This window comes from Halomonas sp. DP5Y7-2, assembly GCF_019802025.1.
Taxonomy (GTDB): domain Bacteria; phylum Pseudomonadota; class Gammaproteobacteria; order Pseudomonadales; family Halomonadaceae; genus Halomonas; species Halomonas litopenaei_A.
The window spans coordinates 439,429-457,120 of sequence record NZ_JAHVHY010000004.1; the positions used below are offsets into that span (position 1 = coordinate 439,429).

Annotated in this window: 14 protein-coding genes; 11 read left to right on the forward strand and 3 right to left on the reverse strand. The window is 64.0% G+C overall.

Features of this window, described 5'->3' with window-relative positions; genetic code table 11:
- Window positions 1-44 precede the first annotated feature (44 nt).
- The gene (locus KUW18_RS08740) at window positions 45-698 is read right to left on the reverse strand and encodes an arylesterase (protein WP_308126702.1); all 654 of its coding nucleotides are present in this window, start codon (window positions 696-698) and stop codon (window positions 45-47) included.
- 91 nt (window positions 699-789) lie between these two features.
- On the opposite strand from KUW18_RS08740, the gene KUW18_RS08745 reads away from it, so the two are divergent.
- The 8 genes from KUW18_RS08745 to KUW18_RS08775 all read left to right on the forward strand — a co-directional run bounded on the left by KUW18_RS08745 (window position 790) and on the right by KUW18_RS08775 (window position 11,469).
- The gene (locus tag KUW18_RS08745) at window positions 790-1,539 is read left to right on the forward strand and encodes an ABC transporter ATP-binding protein (RefSeq protein ID WP_222237564.1); all 750 of its coding nucleotides are present in this window, start codon (window positions 790-792) and stop codon (window positions 1,537-1,539) included.
- Window positions 1,540-1,619: 80 nt separating this feature from the next.
- Entirely contained in the window at window positions 1,620-4,196 is a 2,577-nt protein-coding gene (locus tag KUW18_RS08750; protein WP_222561293.1) for an ABC transporter permease, read from the forward strand.
- 82 nt (window positions 4,197-4,278) lie between these two features.
- Complete coding sequence (locus KUW18_RS08755) at window positions 4,279-5,829, forward strand: polyphosphate kinase (RefSeq protein ID WP_222561189.1); 1,551 nt, start codon at window positions 4,279-4,281, stop codon at window positions 5,827-5,829.
- Window positions 5,830-6,108: 279 nt separating this feature from the next.
- Window positions 6,109-7,497, forward strand: a complete 1,389-nt coding sequence (locus tag KUW18_RS08760; protein ID WP_222561190.1) for a hypothetical protein — start codon at window positions 6,109-6,111, stop codon at window positions 7,495-7,497.
- A gap of 127 nt (window positions 7,498-7,624) precedes the next feature.
- On the forward strand, window positions 7,625-7,753 hold the full coding sequence (locus KUW18_RS19750; RefSeq protein WP_261315895.1) for a hypothetical protein: 129 nt from the start codon (window positions 7,625-7,627) through the stop codon (window positions 7,751-7,753).
- Window positions 7,740-9,005 (forward strand): serine hydroxymethyltransferase, encoded by a 1,266-nt coding sequence (gene glyA / locus KUW18_RS08765; RefSeq protein WP_222561191.1) that lies wholly within the window; start codon window positions 7,740-7,742, stop codon window positions 9,003-9,005. The genes KUW18_RS19750 and glyA overlap by 14 nt, the downstream gene beginning before the upstream one ends.
- 305 nt (window positions 9,006-9,310) lie before the next feature.
- Entirely contained in the window at window positions 9,311-10,252 is a 942-nt protein-coding gene (locus KUW18_RS08770; RefSeq protein WP_222162789.1) for an HAD-IIB family hydrolase, read from the forward strand.
- The gene (locus KUW18_RS08775) at window positions 10,249-11,469 is read left to right on the forward strand and encodes a glycosyl transferase (protein WP_222162790.1); all 1,221 of its coding nucleotides are present in this window, start codon (window positions 10,249-10,251) and stop codon (window positions 11,467-11,469) included. The genes KUW18_RS08770 and KUW18_RS08775 overlap by 4 nt, the downstream gene beginning before the upstream one ends.
- Window positions 11,470-11,549: 80 nt before the next feature.
- On the opposite strand, the gene dsbG is transcribed toward KUW18_RS08775, so the two are convergent.
- Together dsbG and KUW18_RS08785 are read right to left on the reverse strand one after the other, a co-directional pair.
- Window positions 11,550-12,455, reverse strand: coding sequence for a thiol:disulfide interchange protein DsbG (dsbG, locus tag KUW18_RS08780; protein ID WP_261315897.1), 906 nt, complete (start codon window positions 12,453-12,455; stop codon window positions 11,550-11,552).
- A gap of 196 nt (window positions 12,456-12,651) precedes the next feature.
- Window positions 12,652-14,442, reverse strand: a complete 1,791-nt coding sequence (locus KUW18_RS08785) for a sugar phosphorylase (RefSeq protein WP_261389639.1) — start codon at window positions 14,440-14,442, stop codon at window positions 12,652-12,654.
- A 193-nt stretch (window positions 14,443-14,635) separates the two neighbouring features.
- Between KUW18_RS08785 and nrdR the strand changes: the two genes are divergently transcribed.
- The 3 genes from nrdR to ribBA all read left to right on the forward strand — a co-directional run bounded on the left by nrdR (window position 14,636) and on the right by ribBA (window position 17,666).
- Window positions 14,636-15,121 carry a transcriptional regulator NrdR gene (gene nrdR / locus KUW18_RS08790; RefSeq protein WP_222237561.1) on the forward strand — a complete coding sequence of 162 codons (486 nt, stop codon included), beginning with the start codon at window positions 14,636-14,638 and terminating at the stop codon, window positions 15,119-15,121.
- The gene (gene ribD, locus KUW18_RS08795) at window positions 15,118-16,290 is read left to right on the forward strand and encodes a bifunctional diaminohydroxyphosphoribosylaminopyrimidine deaminase/5-amino-6-(5-phosphoribosylamino)uracil reductase RibD (RefSeq protein ID WP_222484906.1); all 1,173 of its coding nucleotides are present in this window, start codon (window positions 15,118-15,120) and stop codon (window positions 16,288-16,290) included. Before nrdR ends, ribD begins: the two co-directional genes overlap by 4 nt.
- Window positions 16,291-16,520: 230 nt before the next feature.
- On the forward strand, window positions 16,521-17,666 hold the full coding sequence (ribBA, locus tag KUW18_RS08800; protein ID WP_206941162.1) for a bifunctional 3,4-dihydroxy-2-butanone-4-phosphate synthase/GTP cyclohydrolase II: 1,146 nt from the start codon (window positions 16,521-16,523) through the stop codon (window positions 17,664-17,666).
- Window positions 17,667-17,692 lie beyond the last annotated feature (26 nt).

Below are 17,692 nucleotides of genomic sequence, written 5' to 3' on the forward strand. Positions count from 1 at the left end.
GCAAGGCAGCGATTCGCCTGCGCTGGCGGTGATGCCGGACTGGCCTATGAGGTCTCCGCTGACGCCGGGTCGCCCGCTTCGCTGGTCGTGGCGGCGCCATCCAGCAACGGTGACAGGGCCGGCCAGACGTTGTCGAGCATGATGGGCTGCGCCTCTGCGGTGGGGTGAATGCCGTCGTCCTGCATCAGTTCCGGTGTCAGCGCTACCCCCTCGAGCAGGAATGGGACCAGAGGCACCTGATGACGCTGCGACAGCTCTCTGAACACACCGGTAAAGGCCTCACGATAGGCATCACCGTAGTTGGGGGGAATGTCGATACCCAGCAGCAGGACCTCGGCCCCAGACTGTTGGCTACGTTCAATCATGCTCTCGAGATTGGCGGACATCTGGGCCGGGGGCAGGCCTCGCAGGCCGTCGTTGCCGCCGAGCTCCAGCAGAACCAAATCCGGGTCATGCTGTCGCAGAAGTTCGGGCAGACGCGTGGCGCCACCGCTGGTGGTCTCGCCGCTGATACTGGCATTGACGACATCGGCGCGCTGATCGAGGCGTTGTGCCAGCAAGGCCACCCAGCCTTGTTCGCGCTCTATGCCGTAGGCGGCGCTAAGGCTGTCGCCGACCACCAGCAGAGTCGGTGGTGCTGTGTCAGACTGGGCCCATAGTGCCCCCGACAGGGGCAGCGCCAGCACAAGTCCCGACAAGACCGGCAGCCACCTGCGCCTGGTGGCCCTCACGCAAGAGCCGGCGAACGACGCTCCTATTCTTGCCATCGTCCGAGGAATTGCTATCACCATGTCGCTGTCTCCCACGTGTGAATCCGTCAACTCTGCTGCTGCTCCGGTCCTTCTGGCGCGTGGCCTGTCCAAGCATGTCGCTAGCGGCAGTCGCGAACTGACTATCCTGCGCGACCTGGAGCTTGAGGTACAGCCCGGGGAAAGCCTGGCCATTCTCGGGCAAAGCGGTGCCGGCAAGTCGACGCTGCTGGCGCTGCTCGCCGGTCTCGATACGCCCAGTGCTGGCGAGCTCGACATGTTCGGTACGTCACTGACCGCGCTCGATGAAGACGGCCGAGCGGCGCTGCGCAACGGCCGGGTCGGTTTCGTGTTCCAGAACTTTCAGCTGTTGCCGACCCTGACCGCGCTGGAAAACGTGTTGCTGCCTACCGAGCTAACCCCGCTGGATCGCCCCGAGCAGCGTGCCCGCCAGTGGCTCGAGCGGGTTGGCCTGGGTGAGCGGCTTGCTCACCTGCCCAAGCAGCTGTCCGGTGGCGAGCAGCAGCGTGTCGCCCTGGCGCGCGCCTTTGTGACTGGGCCCGAGCTGGTCTTTGCGGACGAGCCCACGGGAAATCTGGACCCCGAGACCGGGGAGCGCATCATTCAGACCCTGTTTGAGCTCAACCGTTCCGAGCGAACCACGCTGGTGCTGGTCACCCATGACCATGCCCTGGCACGGCGCTGCGATCGCTGCCTGCAGCTGGCCTCCGGCAAGCTGGTCGACATGCCCCTGTCGCAGCTGGGTCCCGCCGCGGAGGTGTCGTCATGAGTGCAGGCTCCCACCAGCCAAGCAGCACAGCATCGGCGTCAGCCGCCGAGGGGATGGGAAGCCGTCATGCCCGGGTGTTCATGCGGCAGTGCCTGATGGCACTGCGCTCGCTGCGGCGTGATCTGCGGGCCGGGGACGTGCGCGCGCTACTGGTGGCACTCACCCTGGCGGTGGCTGCCTCCACCATGATGGGCTTCTTTCTCGATCGTCTCGAGCGAGGCCTGACCCGCCAGGCCAGCCAGATGATGGGCGGGGACGTGGTGCTGGAGCAGTCCGATCCCTTTACCGCTGAGGTGCGTCAGCGCCTCGAAACGGCAGGAATGACGCTGAGCGACCAGGTCGACCTGGTCTCCATGGCCAGTCGTGACGGTGCCTTTCAGCCCGTCAGTATCAAGGCCGTTGATCAGGATTACCCCCTCTACGGGGCGTCACGGGTCGACCAGGGGCAGGGTACCGAGGAACTGACCACGGGCCCGGCTCCGGGTGAGGTGTGGCTGGCCCCCAGGCTCGAAACCCTGCTCGATATCGAACTTGGCGACCAGCTGGACCTGGGGCAGGGGAGCTTTCGCGTATCTGGCTGGATCGAACGCGAGGCCGATCAGTCCGCCGGGTTCGGCAGTTTCAATCCCCGGGTGATGATGCACGTCGATGACGTCGAGTCCACCGGCCTGATTCAGCCAGGCTCACGTATCGAGTACGAAATTCTGGCGGCCGGCTCGCCTGATGCAGTGGCCTCCCTGTCCGGTTGGCTGGCGCAGCTTCGCGCCGAAGGTGTCGAGGTGCGCGATGTGCGGGTGGATCGACCGCGTCTTGGCTCGGCCCTGGAGCGGGCGGAGACCTACCTCAGCCTGGCCGGCCTTGCTGCTGTCCTGCTGGCTGGCGTGGCGGTTGCCATGGCCACCCGTCGCTATGTGGACCGACATCTGGATACCGCTGCGTTGCTGCGCTGCTTCGGCGCGTCGCAGCAGGACCTGACCCGTGTCTTTGCGCTGCAGCTGGCGGGCTTGGCTGTTGTCGCCAGTACGTTGGGAGCAGCATTAGGGTTGGCAGGCCAGGCGGCGCTGCTCGCCTTGATGCAACGCTTTCTGCCGCTGGAGCTGCCGCCTCCTGGCATCTTGCCGCTATGGCTTGGCATCTTGACCGCCGTCGCGGTGCTGGCGGGCTTCGCCGGGCCGACGCTGCTGCGATTGAAGCGTGTCAGCGCACTCAAGGTCCTGCGGCGTGAGCTTGACCCCTTGCCGGCCTCCGGCTGGACCCTGCTGGGGGCGGCAGCGCTGGCCTTTGGCGGATTGCTGTGGCTGTATTCTGGCAGTCTGGGACTGGCGGCAGGACTACTGGTGGGCGGGATGCTGGCACTGGCGCTGCTGTGGGGGCTGGCCGGGCTGATACTTGACGGAGTGCTGAAGCTCGTCTCCCGGTGGCAACATGGCCGACCTGACAGCGTCGCCAATGCCCTGCGTCTCGGCGCCCGCCAGCTGGCCCGTCGCCGCACCGCGAGTCTTGGACAGATGCTCGCCTTCGCGGTCACCTTCTTTGCCATGACCATGATTGCTCTGGTGCGAGGGGATCTGCTGACCACCTGGCAGGCCCAACTGCCCGACGACACGCCCAACCACTTTGCGATCAATATCCAGCCGACCGAGCGAGATGCCTTCGAACGACAGCTTGGTGATATTGCCCAGACCACCAGTGACCTCTATCCCATGGTCAGAGGAAGAATCACGGCAATCAATGGCGAGCCCCCGCGGCAGGCCGTCCCCGCCGAAGCTCAGGGAGAGAATGCGCTGCGCCGGGAGCTTAACCTGACCTGGCGAGCGTCACTGCCAAGCGGCAATCGGCTGGTGGCTGGTGAGTGGTTCGCCGCGTCAGCCAACGCAGATGACTGGCTGTCGCAGGTGGACGCTGAGCCAGCCGCGTCGTCTCCCGAGACAGTGACAGCCCCCATTTCTGTGGAACGTGAGCTGGCAGAGCGCCTGGGACTAACGCTTGGGGATCGACTCAGTTTCAGTATCGGGGCCGACACCCTGGTCGGAGAAATCACCAGCCTTCGTGATCTCGATTGGGACAGCTTCAAGCCCAACTTCTATGTGATCTTCCCGCCGGGAGTGCTGGAGCGTTTCGGACACAGCTTCATCACCGCCTTCTATCTGGAGGCGGATCGCAAGGCTGACCTGGGGCAGCTGGTGGCGTCCTTTCCCGGCGTGACCTTGCTGGATGTGGATGCGCTGCTGGGCCAGGTGCGCGACGTGCTGGGACAGGTGACTCGCGCCGTCGAGGTGGTATTGGCGTTCGTGCTGCTGGCGGGGGTTAGCGTGCTCTATGCCGCTCTGATTGCCAGTCAGCCGGTAAGGGCCCACGAAAGTGGACTACTGCGCGTGTTTGGCGCGGGACGACGGCTGCTGGACCGCGTGCAGTGGTCCGAGTTTGCCGTTCTGGGCTTGGCCAGTGGACTGATGGCCGCACTGCTGGCCGAGGTCGCCACTGCGGCGTTATACCTGCTGTGGTTGGACCTTCCTCCCCGCTTTCATCTATGGATCTGGTTGGTGGTGCCGTTGTCTGGCGCGTTGATCCTGGGGGCGGTAGGGCACCTGTTGTCTCGAGGCCTGCGGCGCCAAGCGCCTGCGGCAAGCCTTGGGCTGTTGGGAAGCGCTGAGTAGCTGTCGAGCAGGGCAGGGCGCACAGTGGTTCCTGGGCAAGCGACATCAGCGCAGCGGTCGCGACCGCCGCGAAGGAGTGAACATGGGCAAGTCTGCGCAGGGAACGACCGAGAAGGGAGCCAGTGGCGATGGTATGCAGAGCGCTTCAGGGGCGAGCGTAAAGCGCAAGCGCGCCAAGCCGGACAAACGACAGGCCAGCAACAAGATGTCGGCCGAAGAGCGGCTGCGCTTCGGCCTGCTGTCTGCGCAACTGACCCTGGCTCAGCAGGCGGATCGGGCGGTGTTGGTACTGGTTGCGGGACATGCGGCGACCGGCAAGGGCGAGCTGATCAATCAGCTCAACCACTGGCTGGAGAACCGGCTGACGGAGGTGCACGCCCTGGCGCCAGGAGACGAGGAGCGCTGTCGTCCCTACTGGTGGCGCTTCTGGCATCGCCTGCCGACGCGCGGACGGCTGGGAGTGTTCGTGCACGGCTGGGTTGGCGACGCGGTCCTCGCGCGGGCTTCCAGGGCGCTGGGCGAAGGCGCTTACAGTGACCGTATCGAGCAGATGCGCCAGTTCGAAGCCGAGCTCGCGGCCGATGGGGTGCAGCTGGTCAAGCTGTGGCTGCAGATCGACGCCGAGAGTCAACGCCGACGGCTCGAGATGCTGGCGGCAGACCCGGCGACTCGCTGGCAGGTCACCGAAGACAAGTGGCGGCGGCACGCTCAGCACGGGCTGCTGGATGAATTGGCGCGGGACCTGCGCAAGCGCACCCACCGCCGCCACAGTCCCTGGATTGAGCTGGACGCCAGTTCTGGCGACTCGCTGCTGCCCCAGGTGGCCACGCTTCTCGAGAACGTCATGACAACGCCTCCTCCCGCCCTGGAAGCGGAGTCGTCACCGGCGCTGGAGGCGGTTCAGCCTCCCTCCCTGGCGGCGCTGGTGCAGCGAGAAGCACCTGAGCGGCTAAAGAAGCGCGACTATGTTGAACGCCTGTCCGAGTCTCAGGCCCGCCTGGCGGAACTGGCCCGCAGCGCCGCGCGCCAGCGAGTCCCGCTGGTGGTCATGTTCGAAGGCCACGATGCGGCGGGCAAGGGCGGTGGCATTCACCGCCTGACGTCTGCCCTGGATGCCCGGCTCTATCAGGTGCACCAGATCGCGGCACCGACCGAGGAAGAGTTGCTGCATCCCTGGCAATGGCGCTTCTGGCAGCGACTCCCCAGGGATGGCAGGGTCGCGGTGTTCGACCGCTCCTGGTACGGCCGCGTGCTGGTCGAGCGGGTGGAGGGCCTGGCCGTGGAAGATGACTGGCGTAGAGGCTACGAAGAAATACGCCAGTTCGAGGCGCGTCTGCTGGAGCATGGGGCGGTAGTGGTCAAGCTGTTCCTTGCCATCGACAAGGATGAGCAACTGGCCCGCTTCGAGGCTCGCGCCGCCACGCCCCACAAGCGCCACAAGTTGACCGATGAGGACTGGCGTAACCGCGAGCGGTGGGACGATTACCAGCAGGCGATCGACGAGATGTTCAGCCAGACTCATGTGCCCGGTGCCGAGTGGACGCTGATCGACGCCAATGACAAGCGCAGGGCGCGGCTGGAGGTGATCCAGGAAGTCAGTCGGCGGCTTGCCGCCAGGCTGCCCTTGGCATGATTATCCCTTCGGGTCTACCGGGTACCACAGCGACGGTGCCTGAGTCGGTCGAGAGGTGTCGTCGAGAGGTGTAAGAGTGGTGTGATAGCAGTGTGGCGTCAGGGCTGGCGTCATAACAAGGCTGTCGGCGGTCATGACGACAGGCTACAGTGATTCACTCAGGCCCATCTTGCTGGCGACCGGACGGATGGACCGGTCGGACGACACAGACGTTGCGACAGCCAATTGTTGAGATGGCTGAAAGGCTGATAACCGAATTCACAGGGGAGGTGAACCTCGATGAAGTATCTGATTCAACCGCGCCATGGGGCGCCACTTGCGCTACTGCTGGCGCTGGGGTCCGGTATGGCGCAGGCCGATGCCGAGCGTCTTGAGGCGGACCTCAAGACGATGCTGGGAGGCGAGGGCACGCTGGAGATCGGTGACGTGTCCGATGAACTCTTCGGCAGCACCACCAGCGCCGAGGATCTGGTGTTGACGGGCCCTGATGGAGAGCGGCTCAGTGTTGCTCGCTATCTGGTCGAAGGTGACTACGAGTCGCCCGACGAAGTCGTGCTGGAAGAGGTGGAACTGATTGACCGTGGCGCGAGCATGACCCTCACCCGGTTAAGCTTCGAGGAGCCCGGTCAGGCGGTTCTGGACCTGCGTGAACTGCCCTGGGGCCAGGACAATCCCCTGGCGGGGCTACGTCTGGAAGGCCTGGTCATGGACCAGAGCGAAGGATCGGTGGGCGCGGACCTGCCCTGGGGCGAGTTTCCCGGACAGATCAATATCGACAGCCTGGAAGCGACTGAACTCAGCCAGGATGCCATCGGTAGTCTGGTGCTGTCGGGTCTGACGGGGGCGTTCCAGGGGGACGAAGACCTGGGCACCGGGACCTTTGCCCTGCCGTCGCTGAGCCTGACCGGCTTGAAGGGAATGGAAGGCGATTCGCCGACCGTCGACGTGCTTGAGCTGTCCGACTTCTCGCTGGATTCCGATCGTGTGGTGGCCTCCTTGGCCAGCCTGGTGGCGGATGGCGACATGACGGATGGGGCCTACAGCGGTCGCATGGAAGGACTGGCCCTGGACCTGGCGAAGATGATCGAGCTGGCGCCGGCGGATGAGCGCACCCAGCTGCGCATGGTCGCCAATGTGCTGACCGGAGGCACCGGGCAGTTGACCCTGGATGCCGACATGGACGGCACCTGGGAAGCACAGGGATCCAATGGCCAGGTGGCCAGTCGCTTTACCATGACGGCCCGTGACGCCCTGCGTATCGGTTTCGATAGCGACCTGCCCGTCAATCTTCCCAAGGGCCAGGACCCCGCGACCTATTTCGCGGGCCTGAACGACTGGACCGAGCTGGATCTGCAGGGCGGCGATGTGTCGCTCGATATCGGCGATCTCGGCGTCTTCGGACGGATTGCCCCGGTGATCGCGGCGACCCAGGGAGTCTCGGAGGACGCGCTGCTTGAGCAGTTCCGGACCCAGGCGGAAGGCTTCGGCATCATGATGGGGCCCCAGATCGGGGCGGTGCTCAGCGGTATCGTCAAGATGATGGCGGGCGAAGCCAGCAGCATGCAGATCACCACCGAGCTTCCGCCCAGCCAGCATATTCAGAAACTGGCCAAGGAAGACCCGATGGGTCTGCCGGACGCGCTGTCGATGCAGGTCACGGTGGAGTAATCGCGGTAAAGCGGCGCATCGCAAGGGAAGGATGAGTCGCTGCGCCGACGGCGGCCACGTCGTCGGCGTCCAAATAACCGGCCTGTTCAGGCGTGGTTCAGTAAAACTAACCCCAAGATGAGAAATCATGGAACAGCTCATGACGGTCTTTCATGTGAAAGCGGTCATGGGCTGCGCTATTATGGCGGCCCGATTTATACGATTCTCTGTCGTCTTTCCCCTGCCGCGAGGTTATGCCGCCGATGTTCAGCCGTGATATGCAGATTGCCGGTTTCGATGATGCCCTGTTCGATGCCATGCAAAAGGAAGTGGCTCGTCAGGAAGCCCACATCGAACTGATCGCCTCCGAGAACTATGCCAGCCCCCGCGTGATGGAGGCTCAGGGTAGCCAGCTGACCAACAAGTACGCGGAAGGCTATCCCGGCAAGCGCTACTACGGTGGCTGCGAGTACGTCGACATTGTCGAGCAGCTGGCCATCGACTACGCCAAGGAGCTGTTTGGTGCCAGCTACGCCAACGTTCAGCCGCACTCTGGCTCCCAGGCCAACGGCGCGGTCTTCCAGGCGCTGGTCAAGCCGGGTGATACCGTCCTCGGCATGAGCCTGGACGCTGGGGGCCACCTGACCCACGGCGCACGTCCCAACTTCTCCGGCAAGCATTACAATGCCGTCCAGTATGGCATCGACGAGTCCGGACGTATCGACTACGAGGAAGTGGCACGTCTGGCCCGCGAGCACCAGCCGAAGATGATCATTGCAGGCTTCTCTGCCTACTCCCAGATCATCGACTGGGCTAAGTTCCGCAAGATCGCTGACGAAGTGGGCGCCTACCTGCTGGTCGACATGGCCCACGTGGCGGGTCTGGTGGCGGCGGGTGTCTACCCGACGCCGCTGCCCCACGCCCATGTGGTCACCACGACCACCCACAAGACGCTGCGCGGACCCCGCGGTGGCCTGATCCTGTCCGCCGAGAACGATGCCGACATCGAGAAGAAGCTGCAGTCCGCCGTCTTCCCTGGTGGCCAGGGTGGGCCGCTCGAGCACGTGATCGCGGCCAAGGCGATCTGCTTCAAGGAAGCCATGGCGCCCGAGTTCAAGACCTACCAGCAGCAGGTGGTCAAGAACGCCCAGGTGATGGCCAAGGTGTTTATCGAGCGCGGCTACGATGTGGTGTCCGGTGGCACCGAAGATCACCTGTTCCTGCTCTCCCTGATCAAGCAAGGCCTGACCGGCAAGGATGCGGATGCCGCTCTGGGTCGCGCTCATATCACGGTCAACAAGAACGCCGTGCCTGGCGATCCCCAGAGCCCGTTCGTGACCTCTGGCCTGCGTATCGGCACCCCGGCGGTGACCACTCGCGGCTTTGGCGAGGCCGAGTGCGGCGACCTGGCCGGCTGGATCTGCGACATTCTCGACGTCATGGCCAGCGGTGAGTCCAGCGAAGCCGTTGAAGCGGACGTAAAAGCCAAGGTCGAGGCAGTCTGCGCTCGTCTTCCGGTCTACGCCTGATAGCGGCAGGGTAAGCACCATCAGGAACCGTAGCCTGATGACGTAGCCTGCACGACGGAATGCCCCCATGAGCCCTGCTCGTGGGGGCATTTTCATGCTGGCGGCAGGCTCATCCAGGGGGCCGGCCAAGCCTGCCGGGTGCTGCTGCACCATGTTGGTGCCTGGGTGTGCACCTGTCCTGACCTCGGTGGATGCTTCGTTGTGCACATGTTTTTGCATGTGACTGTTTTATTTATCTTCCTTAACGCGGTGGCGTACCCCTTGCTATGAGTCAAGGTGAACTCTTTTGATGCGAAGGCCCTGCCATGCACGCCACTGCCACGCCCTGCCTGGGCGACAGCGCTGAACCCCGCCTTCTGTTTACCGATCTGGATGGCTCTCTACTTGACCACCATGACTACGATTGGGCGCCTGCCCAGCCGTGGCTCGAGACGCTGCGCAAGGCCGGTGTCGGGGTGATTCCGGTGACCAGCAAGACGCGCAGTGAGCTGCTTGGCTTGCGCCAGGCGCTGGGACTTGCTGATCAGCCCTTTATTGCCGAGAACGGAGCGGTCATCGCCCTGCCCGAAAGCTGGTGCCATGCCAGGCGCGAGGGTCCAGTGGGCCCCGATGGCCTGGTCATTCGCACCCTGGGTGTCGATATCGGACTGATTCGTCGGCGCGTGGCGATCTGGCGGGAGCGTCTGTCGGCGCGCTTTCTGACCATGAGTGAAATGGCACTGGAGGACGTCGTGGCGTTCACCGGCCTGGATGAACAGGAGGCACGCCTGGCGCGCCTGCGCGAAGGCAGCGAGCCGCTGCTGTGGGAAGACGACGATGCGCTGTTGCAACGCTTTCGCGAAGGGCTGGCAGGCGATGGCCTGCGCATGACCCGTGGCGGACGCTTCTGGCATGTGCTGGGGGACACCGACAAGGGCCAGGCGGTGCGTTGGCTGTGTGCGCGCTACGAGGCGTTGAAGGGCAAACGACCGACCACCCTGTCCCTGGGCGACGGCCCCAATGACGTGGCCATGCTGGAGGCAACCGACGCCGCGGTGGTCATTCGCGGCCAGCATGGTCTGGATGTCCGGCCGGATCAGCCAAACCTCTACCGCAGTGAAGCGATGGGGCCACGGGGCTGGGCCGAAGGGGTAGCCCATTGCTGGGGAGCGAACCCTCAGGCCCTCGAGGCAGCGGCCAGGGGTGACCAGGGCGTGCAGACAGACGATCAGCATCACCATCTTGGCGGAAAAGAGGACGACGCATGAGCGATTTCCATCAGAACGGCATCATTACCGATTTTCACAACCTGACCCGTCGTTCTGCCGAAGAGCTTGAGGCGGACCTTGAGCAGTTCGCCAGACAGCGGCCGCTGGGGCTGATCCTGCCGTCGCTCTATTCTGAACTGGAAGGACCGGCACTGGATGCGATCGTCGAGACCTTGTCGAGTGCCGACTACTTGTCCGAGATTGTCATCGGCCTGGATCGTGCCGACCGCGATCAGTTTCTGCGTGCTCGGGAATTCTTCTCCCGCCTGCCTCAGCACCACCGCATCCTGTGGAATGATGGACCTCGCCTGCGCGAGCTCGACGCAGACCTGTCTGCCGAGGGGCTTGCCCCACAGCAGCCGGGCAAGGGGCGCAACGTCTGGTTCTGTGCGGGCTATGTCCAGGCATCGGGGCGCACAGCAGCGGTGGGACTGCACGATTGCGATATTCTGACCTACGACCGCTCGCTGCTGGCCAGACTGATGTACCCCGTGGCGCATCCACGCTTCAACTACGCGTTCTGCAAGGGCTACTACTCGCGCATCGCCGAAGGCAAGCTGAACGGACGGGTGTCCCGGCTACTGGTCACGCCGCTGCTGCGGGCGCTGAAGATCATGCACGGGCCGCTGCCTTATCTGGACTATCTCGATAGCTATCGCTACCCGCTGTCAGGCGAGTTTTCCATGCGCACGGAGGTGCTCGACAACCTGCGCATACCCGCCGACTGGGGACTGGAGATCGGGGTGCTGTCCGAGGTGCACCGTGACCATTCGACCAACCGTCTGTGTCAGGTCGACATTGCCGATGTCTACGATCATAAGCATCAGCCGGTCTCTGCCGATGATGCCAGTGCGGGGCTCAACCGCATGAGTCTGGATATTGCCAAGGCGCTGTATCGCAAGCTGGCAACGCAGGGGGTGGGGTTCTCCTCCGAGGGTTTTCGCACGCTGAAGGCGACCTACTACCGACTCGCTCTGGATTTGATCGAGTCCTACGACCACGATGCCACCATGAATGGCCTGAGCCTCGATCGCCACGCCGAAGAGCAGGCCGTAGAGCTGTTTGCGGCGAATCTGATCGAGGCGGGAAATGCTTTCCTCGACAACCCCCGGGAGAAGCCCTTCATTCCCAGTTGGAACAGGGTAAGAGCGGCGCTGCCGGATCTTCCACAGCGCCTTTATCAGGCGGTGGAAGCCGACAACGCCGGAGATGTCTAGGAGGGAGAGTGCCTGTCACGGGGGCTCGCCATGGCAAGGCCCCGGTGATGACAAAGTTGATCCGCTGTGGTGCCAGCCCCTCAGGGGCTGGCGCTTCCCATGATGGTCTCGAACAGGGCCTGTCCCGGCAGTCCCTGAGTCATTTCGACCTTGCCATCATGGCGATAGACCATGCCTGGGGTGGCCACCATGCCGAAGCCTCGGAACAGCTCATGATTGCTCTGTAGACGCTGTTCCAGGTCGCGGGGTAGCTGGCGCATCGGCGTAATTGGATCACCCCCTTCGTGAGCGGCCAGGGCGGCAGAGGGGTCGTCCGCGGCCAGCATGGTGACCGCCTGGCGTGGGCTCGCTGGATCCAGTATGCCCACCATGACGTGGCGTAGCTGGACCTCTCCGCTCTCCACGAAGGGGCGGGTCATCTGCCACAGGCGGGTGCAGTATGGGCAGTTGGGATCGGTGAAGACGTATACCGTGCGCGGCGCGTCCGGGTCGCCATCAGCGATCCAGGCGCTGTCAGCCAGGTCCTGCCACACCGCTTCATCCTGAGGTCCTTGCACCAGTCGCTCCAGCGGCTCTTCCGACAGGTTGTTGGCCTCACCGTCAATCAGGTTGCCGACAATGGCGTGCTCGCCATCGGCAGTCACGAAGATTGTCATGGGCTGGCCTCGGTGGCTGGCAGCGTAGCCCTCCAGGCCTCCAGGGGCATCAAATTCTCCATGCACTTCCAGGCCTTCTTTCTCGAGGGCCTCGATAGGCGCGGGGTAATCCTTGGCTTCGACGCTGGATAGCGGCAGCAGACCGAAGGCCACCGCAGCAAGGGTCATGAAGGATCGCGGGTAACGCGGGCGCGATGGGGCATCGGGGCGGCGGGGGGTGTCCTGACTCATCGGTGTTCGGGCTCGCATGTCGTTGTCGGAGGGGCGCGCAGAGGTGACCTGATCATCCCGGTGGTAGGGCGGCCAGTGCTGTGACACCAGCTGGGACAACAGGATGAGAGGTCAGTTCGGTGGCCGGCCCGGTTGGTGGGGTTACGGATAAAGGAAACGCTGAAGTCATCAGCCGAGCGGCGCCAGGCGCCCGCAGCGCAGGCGCCGGAGCCTTTGCGCTACAGGTGAGGCGATCGAGGGGCGCGCAACGCAGCGAATCGTTGGTGCAGGCAGTGATGCAGTGTTTCCTGAATGCTCAATCATGACGCACCAGCCATAGTGAGCGATAGGGCGCCAGGGTATCGCAATGGCGCCATTCGCCGCCCTCCAGCAGGTCCTCCCAGCCAGGACGTTCGAGTTCCGCCATGACCAGAGGTTGCGGGCGGTCGGTAACATTATGGATCGCCAGCAGGCGACGGCCGCTGGCAATCGGCCCACGCTGAATGGCCAGCAATTGTGGCGCGGTTGGCACCACCGTCTGAGCGGCGTCGGGGTGGAAGCAAGGCTCTCGGCGGCGCAGTTCAAGGCGACGCGTGAGGGCGACGAATACCTCACGGGTCGGCGTGTGCCGGCTGTCCAGCAGCATCCCCAGTTCCTGGCGCTGCCAGCGCTTGCGGTTGATGGAGCGCAGGCGCCCGCTGCGCTCGACGCCATCATGGTCATTCTGGGTAGCCGTCAGACAGTGAATGTAGACCCCGGGAATGCCCTTCAGGACCAGCATCAGGTGCTGACTCAACAAGAAGCGCTCGACCTGCCAGGGGTCGGGGCCTCGGCGGGTGCCGCTCATGGCATCGAACCAGGTGATGTTCAGTTCGTAGGGACTGTCACTGCCGTCGCTTTGGCGGCGCATGCTGACAAAGCCACCGAAGCGCTGCATCAAGCCAACCAGAGCATCGATTTCGTGTTGCTCGAGCCAGCCTTCCAGCGGTCGTACCCCGATGCCGTCGTGGCTGGCTGTGAAGTTGAGATAGCTGCAGCCCTCTGGAAGCTCGGGCAGCGTGTTGAGCCAGCGGGCGATGGTGCCGGCCTCACCGCTGGTCAGGGTATGCAGCAGCAGTGGGGGCAGCGGGAACTGATAGACCAGATGGGCTTCATCCGGTGGTGTGTGCTCACGCTCCAGGCCAAAGTAGCTGATGTTCTCGGCGTGAGGCACGTTGGTCTCGGTGATGATCAAGGTGCCGGGAGCCACATGATCGACGATGGCGCGCAGCAGACGCACCACGGCGTGGGTTTCGGGAAGGTGAATGCAACGGGTGCCGGGCCGTTTCCACAGGAAGGCGACGGCGTCCAGGCGCACGATCCGCGCGCCCTGCTGAAGATAGAACAGCAGTATGCCGATGAATTCGATCAGCACGTCGGGGTTGGCAAAGTTCAGGTCGATCTGGTCCTCCGAGAAGGTGGCCCACAGATGGCGTACCCCCCGACGGGTACTGACCGGTACCAGCAGTGGAGAACTGCGTGGCCGTACGACGTCGCTGAGATCCGTTTCCGGGTCCATCTCGATGAAGTAGTCGCGACCGGGCAGGTTGCCGCCCAGGTAGTCGGCAAACCACAGCGACTCCCTTGAGACATGATTCAAGACCAGATCCACCATCAGGTCGTGGCGGCTGGCCAGCCGCCTGATGTCTCGCCACTCGCCCAGGGCCGGGTCGACCTCGCGGTAGTGAATGACCGAGAAGCCATCGTCGCTGCTCCAGGGAAAGAAGGGCAGCACGTGCACCCCGCTGAACACGCCAGCCAGTCGGCTGTGAAGAAAGTCATCGAGCACGGCCAGGGGAGGTTTGGGCGACGTCTCCTGACCGCTGTCCGAGCGTGATTCGTGCTCATCGATCAGCGAATCACCGTACAGAATCAGCCATTGATCCTTTTCACTCCACAGTTCGTTTCTTGCACCATGACGGTGCGAAAGACGGGCGCCCTGCGCTTCGATCAGGCGCAGCAGGCGGCGCAGCACTTCCTCGCTACGTTCTCCATAAAGAGGTGTCAGCAAGGCTTTGGCATGCTGCTGGAAGCGGTCTGCGTCCATCGCTGTGAGTGGTGGGGCCATGGCGTCCTCCTTGGGCGGGCGAGGCGGGAGGTTGCGCCTGTGCCCGACGTCTTATTGGCAGGATAATGCACAACATCAAGCACAGGGCGTGCCAACTGGCATCGCGCAAAGGGCTTGGCGGACGGTTGCGCTGGGCGAAAAAGGCCGCAACCGTTACACTATGGCGACATTTTCTCCTGCCGGACTGCCCGCTATGCATTGCCCTTTCTGTGGCGCTCAAGAGACTCGTGTGACCGATTCCCGGCTGGTTGCCGAAGGCGACCAGGTGCGTCGACGTCGGCAGTGCGCGGGATGCGGGGAGCGCTTCACTACCTATGAGACCGCCGAACTGGTGATGCCGCGGATCGTCAAGGCCGATGGCTCCCGTGAGGTGTTTGACGAGAGCAAGCTGCGAGCGGGCATGCTGAGGGCTCTGGAAAAACGCCCGGTCAGTGCGGAATCCATCGAAGCGGCGGTGGAGCGCATACGCCAGAACCTGAGGGCCCGAGGGGAGCGTGAGGTCCAGGCGCGGGTCGTGGGTGAGGAAGTGATGAATGCGCTCAAGCGCCTGGACCAGGTGGCTTACATTCGCTTCGCCTCGGTGTATCGCAGATTTCAGGACATCGACGAGTTTCGTGCCGAGATTGACCGGTTGGCTCAGGAGCCGAGCTTCACCCCCGACAATGAGGAGCCGTCATGAGCCGCGACGATGCACCTCCGGCGTCAGCCCCTGGCCATGATGCCCACTGGATGGCGAGGGCGCTTCGCCTGGCTGAGCATGGCCGCTACACCAGCATGCCGAATCCGCGTGTCGGTTGCGTGCTGGTCAAGGACGGCGAGTGGCTGGCCGAGGGCTTTCATGAGCGTGCCGGTGAGCCCCATGCGGAAATCCATGCGCTGAACGGCGCCGGTGAGCGCTCCCGTGGTGCAACCGCCTATGTGACGCTGGAGCCATGCTCGCATCATGGTCGCACCGGCCCCTGCTGCGATGCCTTGATCAAGGCGGGCGTCGCCCGGGTCGTGGTGGCCATGCAGGACCCCAACCCACAGGTCGCTGGGCGTGGCATCCAGAGGCTGCGTGAGGCAGGTATCGAGGTGCTGGTCGGTTGTCTTGAGGACGATGCGCTGACCTTGAATGCGGGCTTCGTATCGCGCATGACCAAGGGGCGCCCGCGGGTGCGCCTGAAGCTGGCCATGAGCCTCGATGGGCGTACCGCCATGGCCTCCGGCGAGTCCCAGTGGATCACCGGCCCTGCGGCACGCCGCGATGTGCAGCGCCTGCGTGCCCAGAGCTGCGCGATTCTGACTGGCGTCGACTCCATCATCTTCGATAACTCGCGACTGACGGTGCGAGCCGAGCAACTGGGGCTCGATCAGGCTGACACCATTGCCCGTCGCCAGCCGCTGCGCGTGGTGGTCGATTCGCGTCTGCGCATGCCGTTGGCGGCTGCCTGTCTGAGCGAGCCCGGTCAGACCCTGGTGGTCTGCGTCGAAGGCGTCGAGTCTCCTCGCCGGGAAGCGCTGGAGCGCAGCGGGGCCCGAGTACTGGAAATGCCGGCCGGCGAGGACGGTCGCGTAGATCTGCCGACGCTGCTCGACTGGCTGGGGCGTGAAGAAGGATGCAACGAGCTGCTGGTCGAAACCGGTGCGACCCTTGCCGGTGCCATGATGGATGCCTGTCTGGTGGATGAGCTGCGCCTCTACATGGCGCCGACGCTGCTTGGACCCGAGGCCCGTGGACTGATGTCATTGAGCGGGATTGACCAGATGGCTCATCAGCGACCGCTCGAGATCATCGATATTCGCGCCTTGGGCCAGGACTGGCGAATTTTGGCTCGCCCCGCACTGCCTGCCTGCACAGGGCGCTGAGCTAACGCCCTGAAAATGACAGAGCCCTGATAACCTAGAGCCCTGATGACCTAGAGCCCTGATTATTCTAGCGCCCCGATACGGGGCGGGTGCAGGTGCCCGCGTGGATACGTGGTTATCCGCATACCCTCTCATTCGCCGCCACTGGCGCCCAGCCGCGTCCCACGGTACCCTGACGGCCGTTTCTGGCCGCCGTCGCCGTGTGGCCACTTCAGATCCAGGGAGCACACATGTCGCAGTCTTCCAGCGGGGGCCTGGCCCCTATTGCCGAACTCGTCGAGGATATCCGTCAAGGCCGCATGGTCATCTTGATGGATGATGAGGACCGGGAAAACGAAGGTGACATCATCATGGCGGCCGAGAAGGTAGAGGCCAGCCATATCAATTTCATGGCGGTTCACGCCCGCGGCCTGATTTGCATGCCGATGACCCGCGAGCGTTGCGAGCAGCTCAAGCTTCCGCTGATGGTGCAGGATAACGGTTCTGGTTACGGCACCAAGTTCACCCTGTCCATCGAGGCCGCCGAGGGCGTCAGCACCGGCATCTCTGCAGCGGATCGCGCACGCACCGTGCAGGCGGCCAGCGCTCGCAATGCGCGCCCCGAGGACATCGTTCAGCCGGGCCACATCTTTCCGCTGATGGCGGAGCCGGGTGGGGTGCTGCGGCGTGCCGGCCACACCGAGGCGGCCTGTGATCTGGCGGCGCTTGCCGGGTGTGACCCCAGCGGTGTGATCTGTGAAATCATGAACGAAGATGGCACCATGGCCCGCCGGCCGGAGCTCGAGCGCTTCGCCGAGACCCATGGCATCAAGATGGGCACCATCGCCGACCTGATCCACTACCGCATCCATAACGAGCAGACGGTGGAAGAGGTAGAGCGGTTGCCGGTCAGCACTGCCTATGGCGAGCTGACGGCCCACGTCTTTGCCGACCGCATCCACAAGGTGCACCATCTGGCGCTGGTCAAGGGACACCCGACACCGGATGGCGTGACCACGGTGCGCGTCCATCTGGCCAACGAGATGCGTGACCTGATGTGCCTGGTCAAGGGTGAAGAAGCATCCTGGCGTGCGCATCAGGCCCTGGAAGAGGTGGCGCGAGCCGAGCACGGCGTGTTTGTGCTACTCGATGACATGCGCTCCCGCCAGGACCTCAACGACCTGCTACAGGTCTTTCTCGAGCGCCGCCGCACTGCCCGCGGCAGTGAGTCGGACGGGTCGGGCAACTACCTGACCATCGGCACCGGCTCCCAGGTCCTGCGCGAGCTTGGAGTGGGCAAGATGCGCCTGCTTAGCTCCCCCTGGAAGTTTTCGGCGCTGTCAGGCTTTGACCTGGAAGTGGTGGACATCGTGTCGCCCACTGATCTAGACGCATGATGATTCCCAGGCGATGCCCCAAGGCA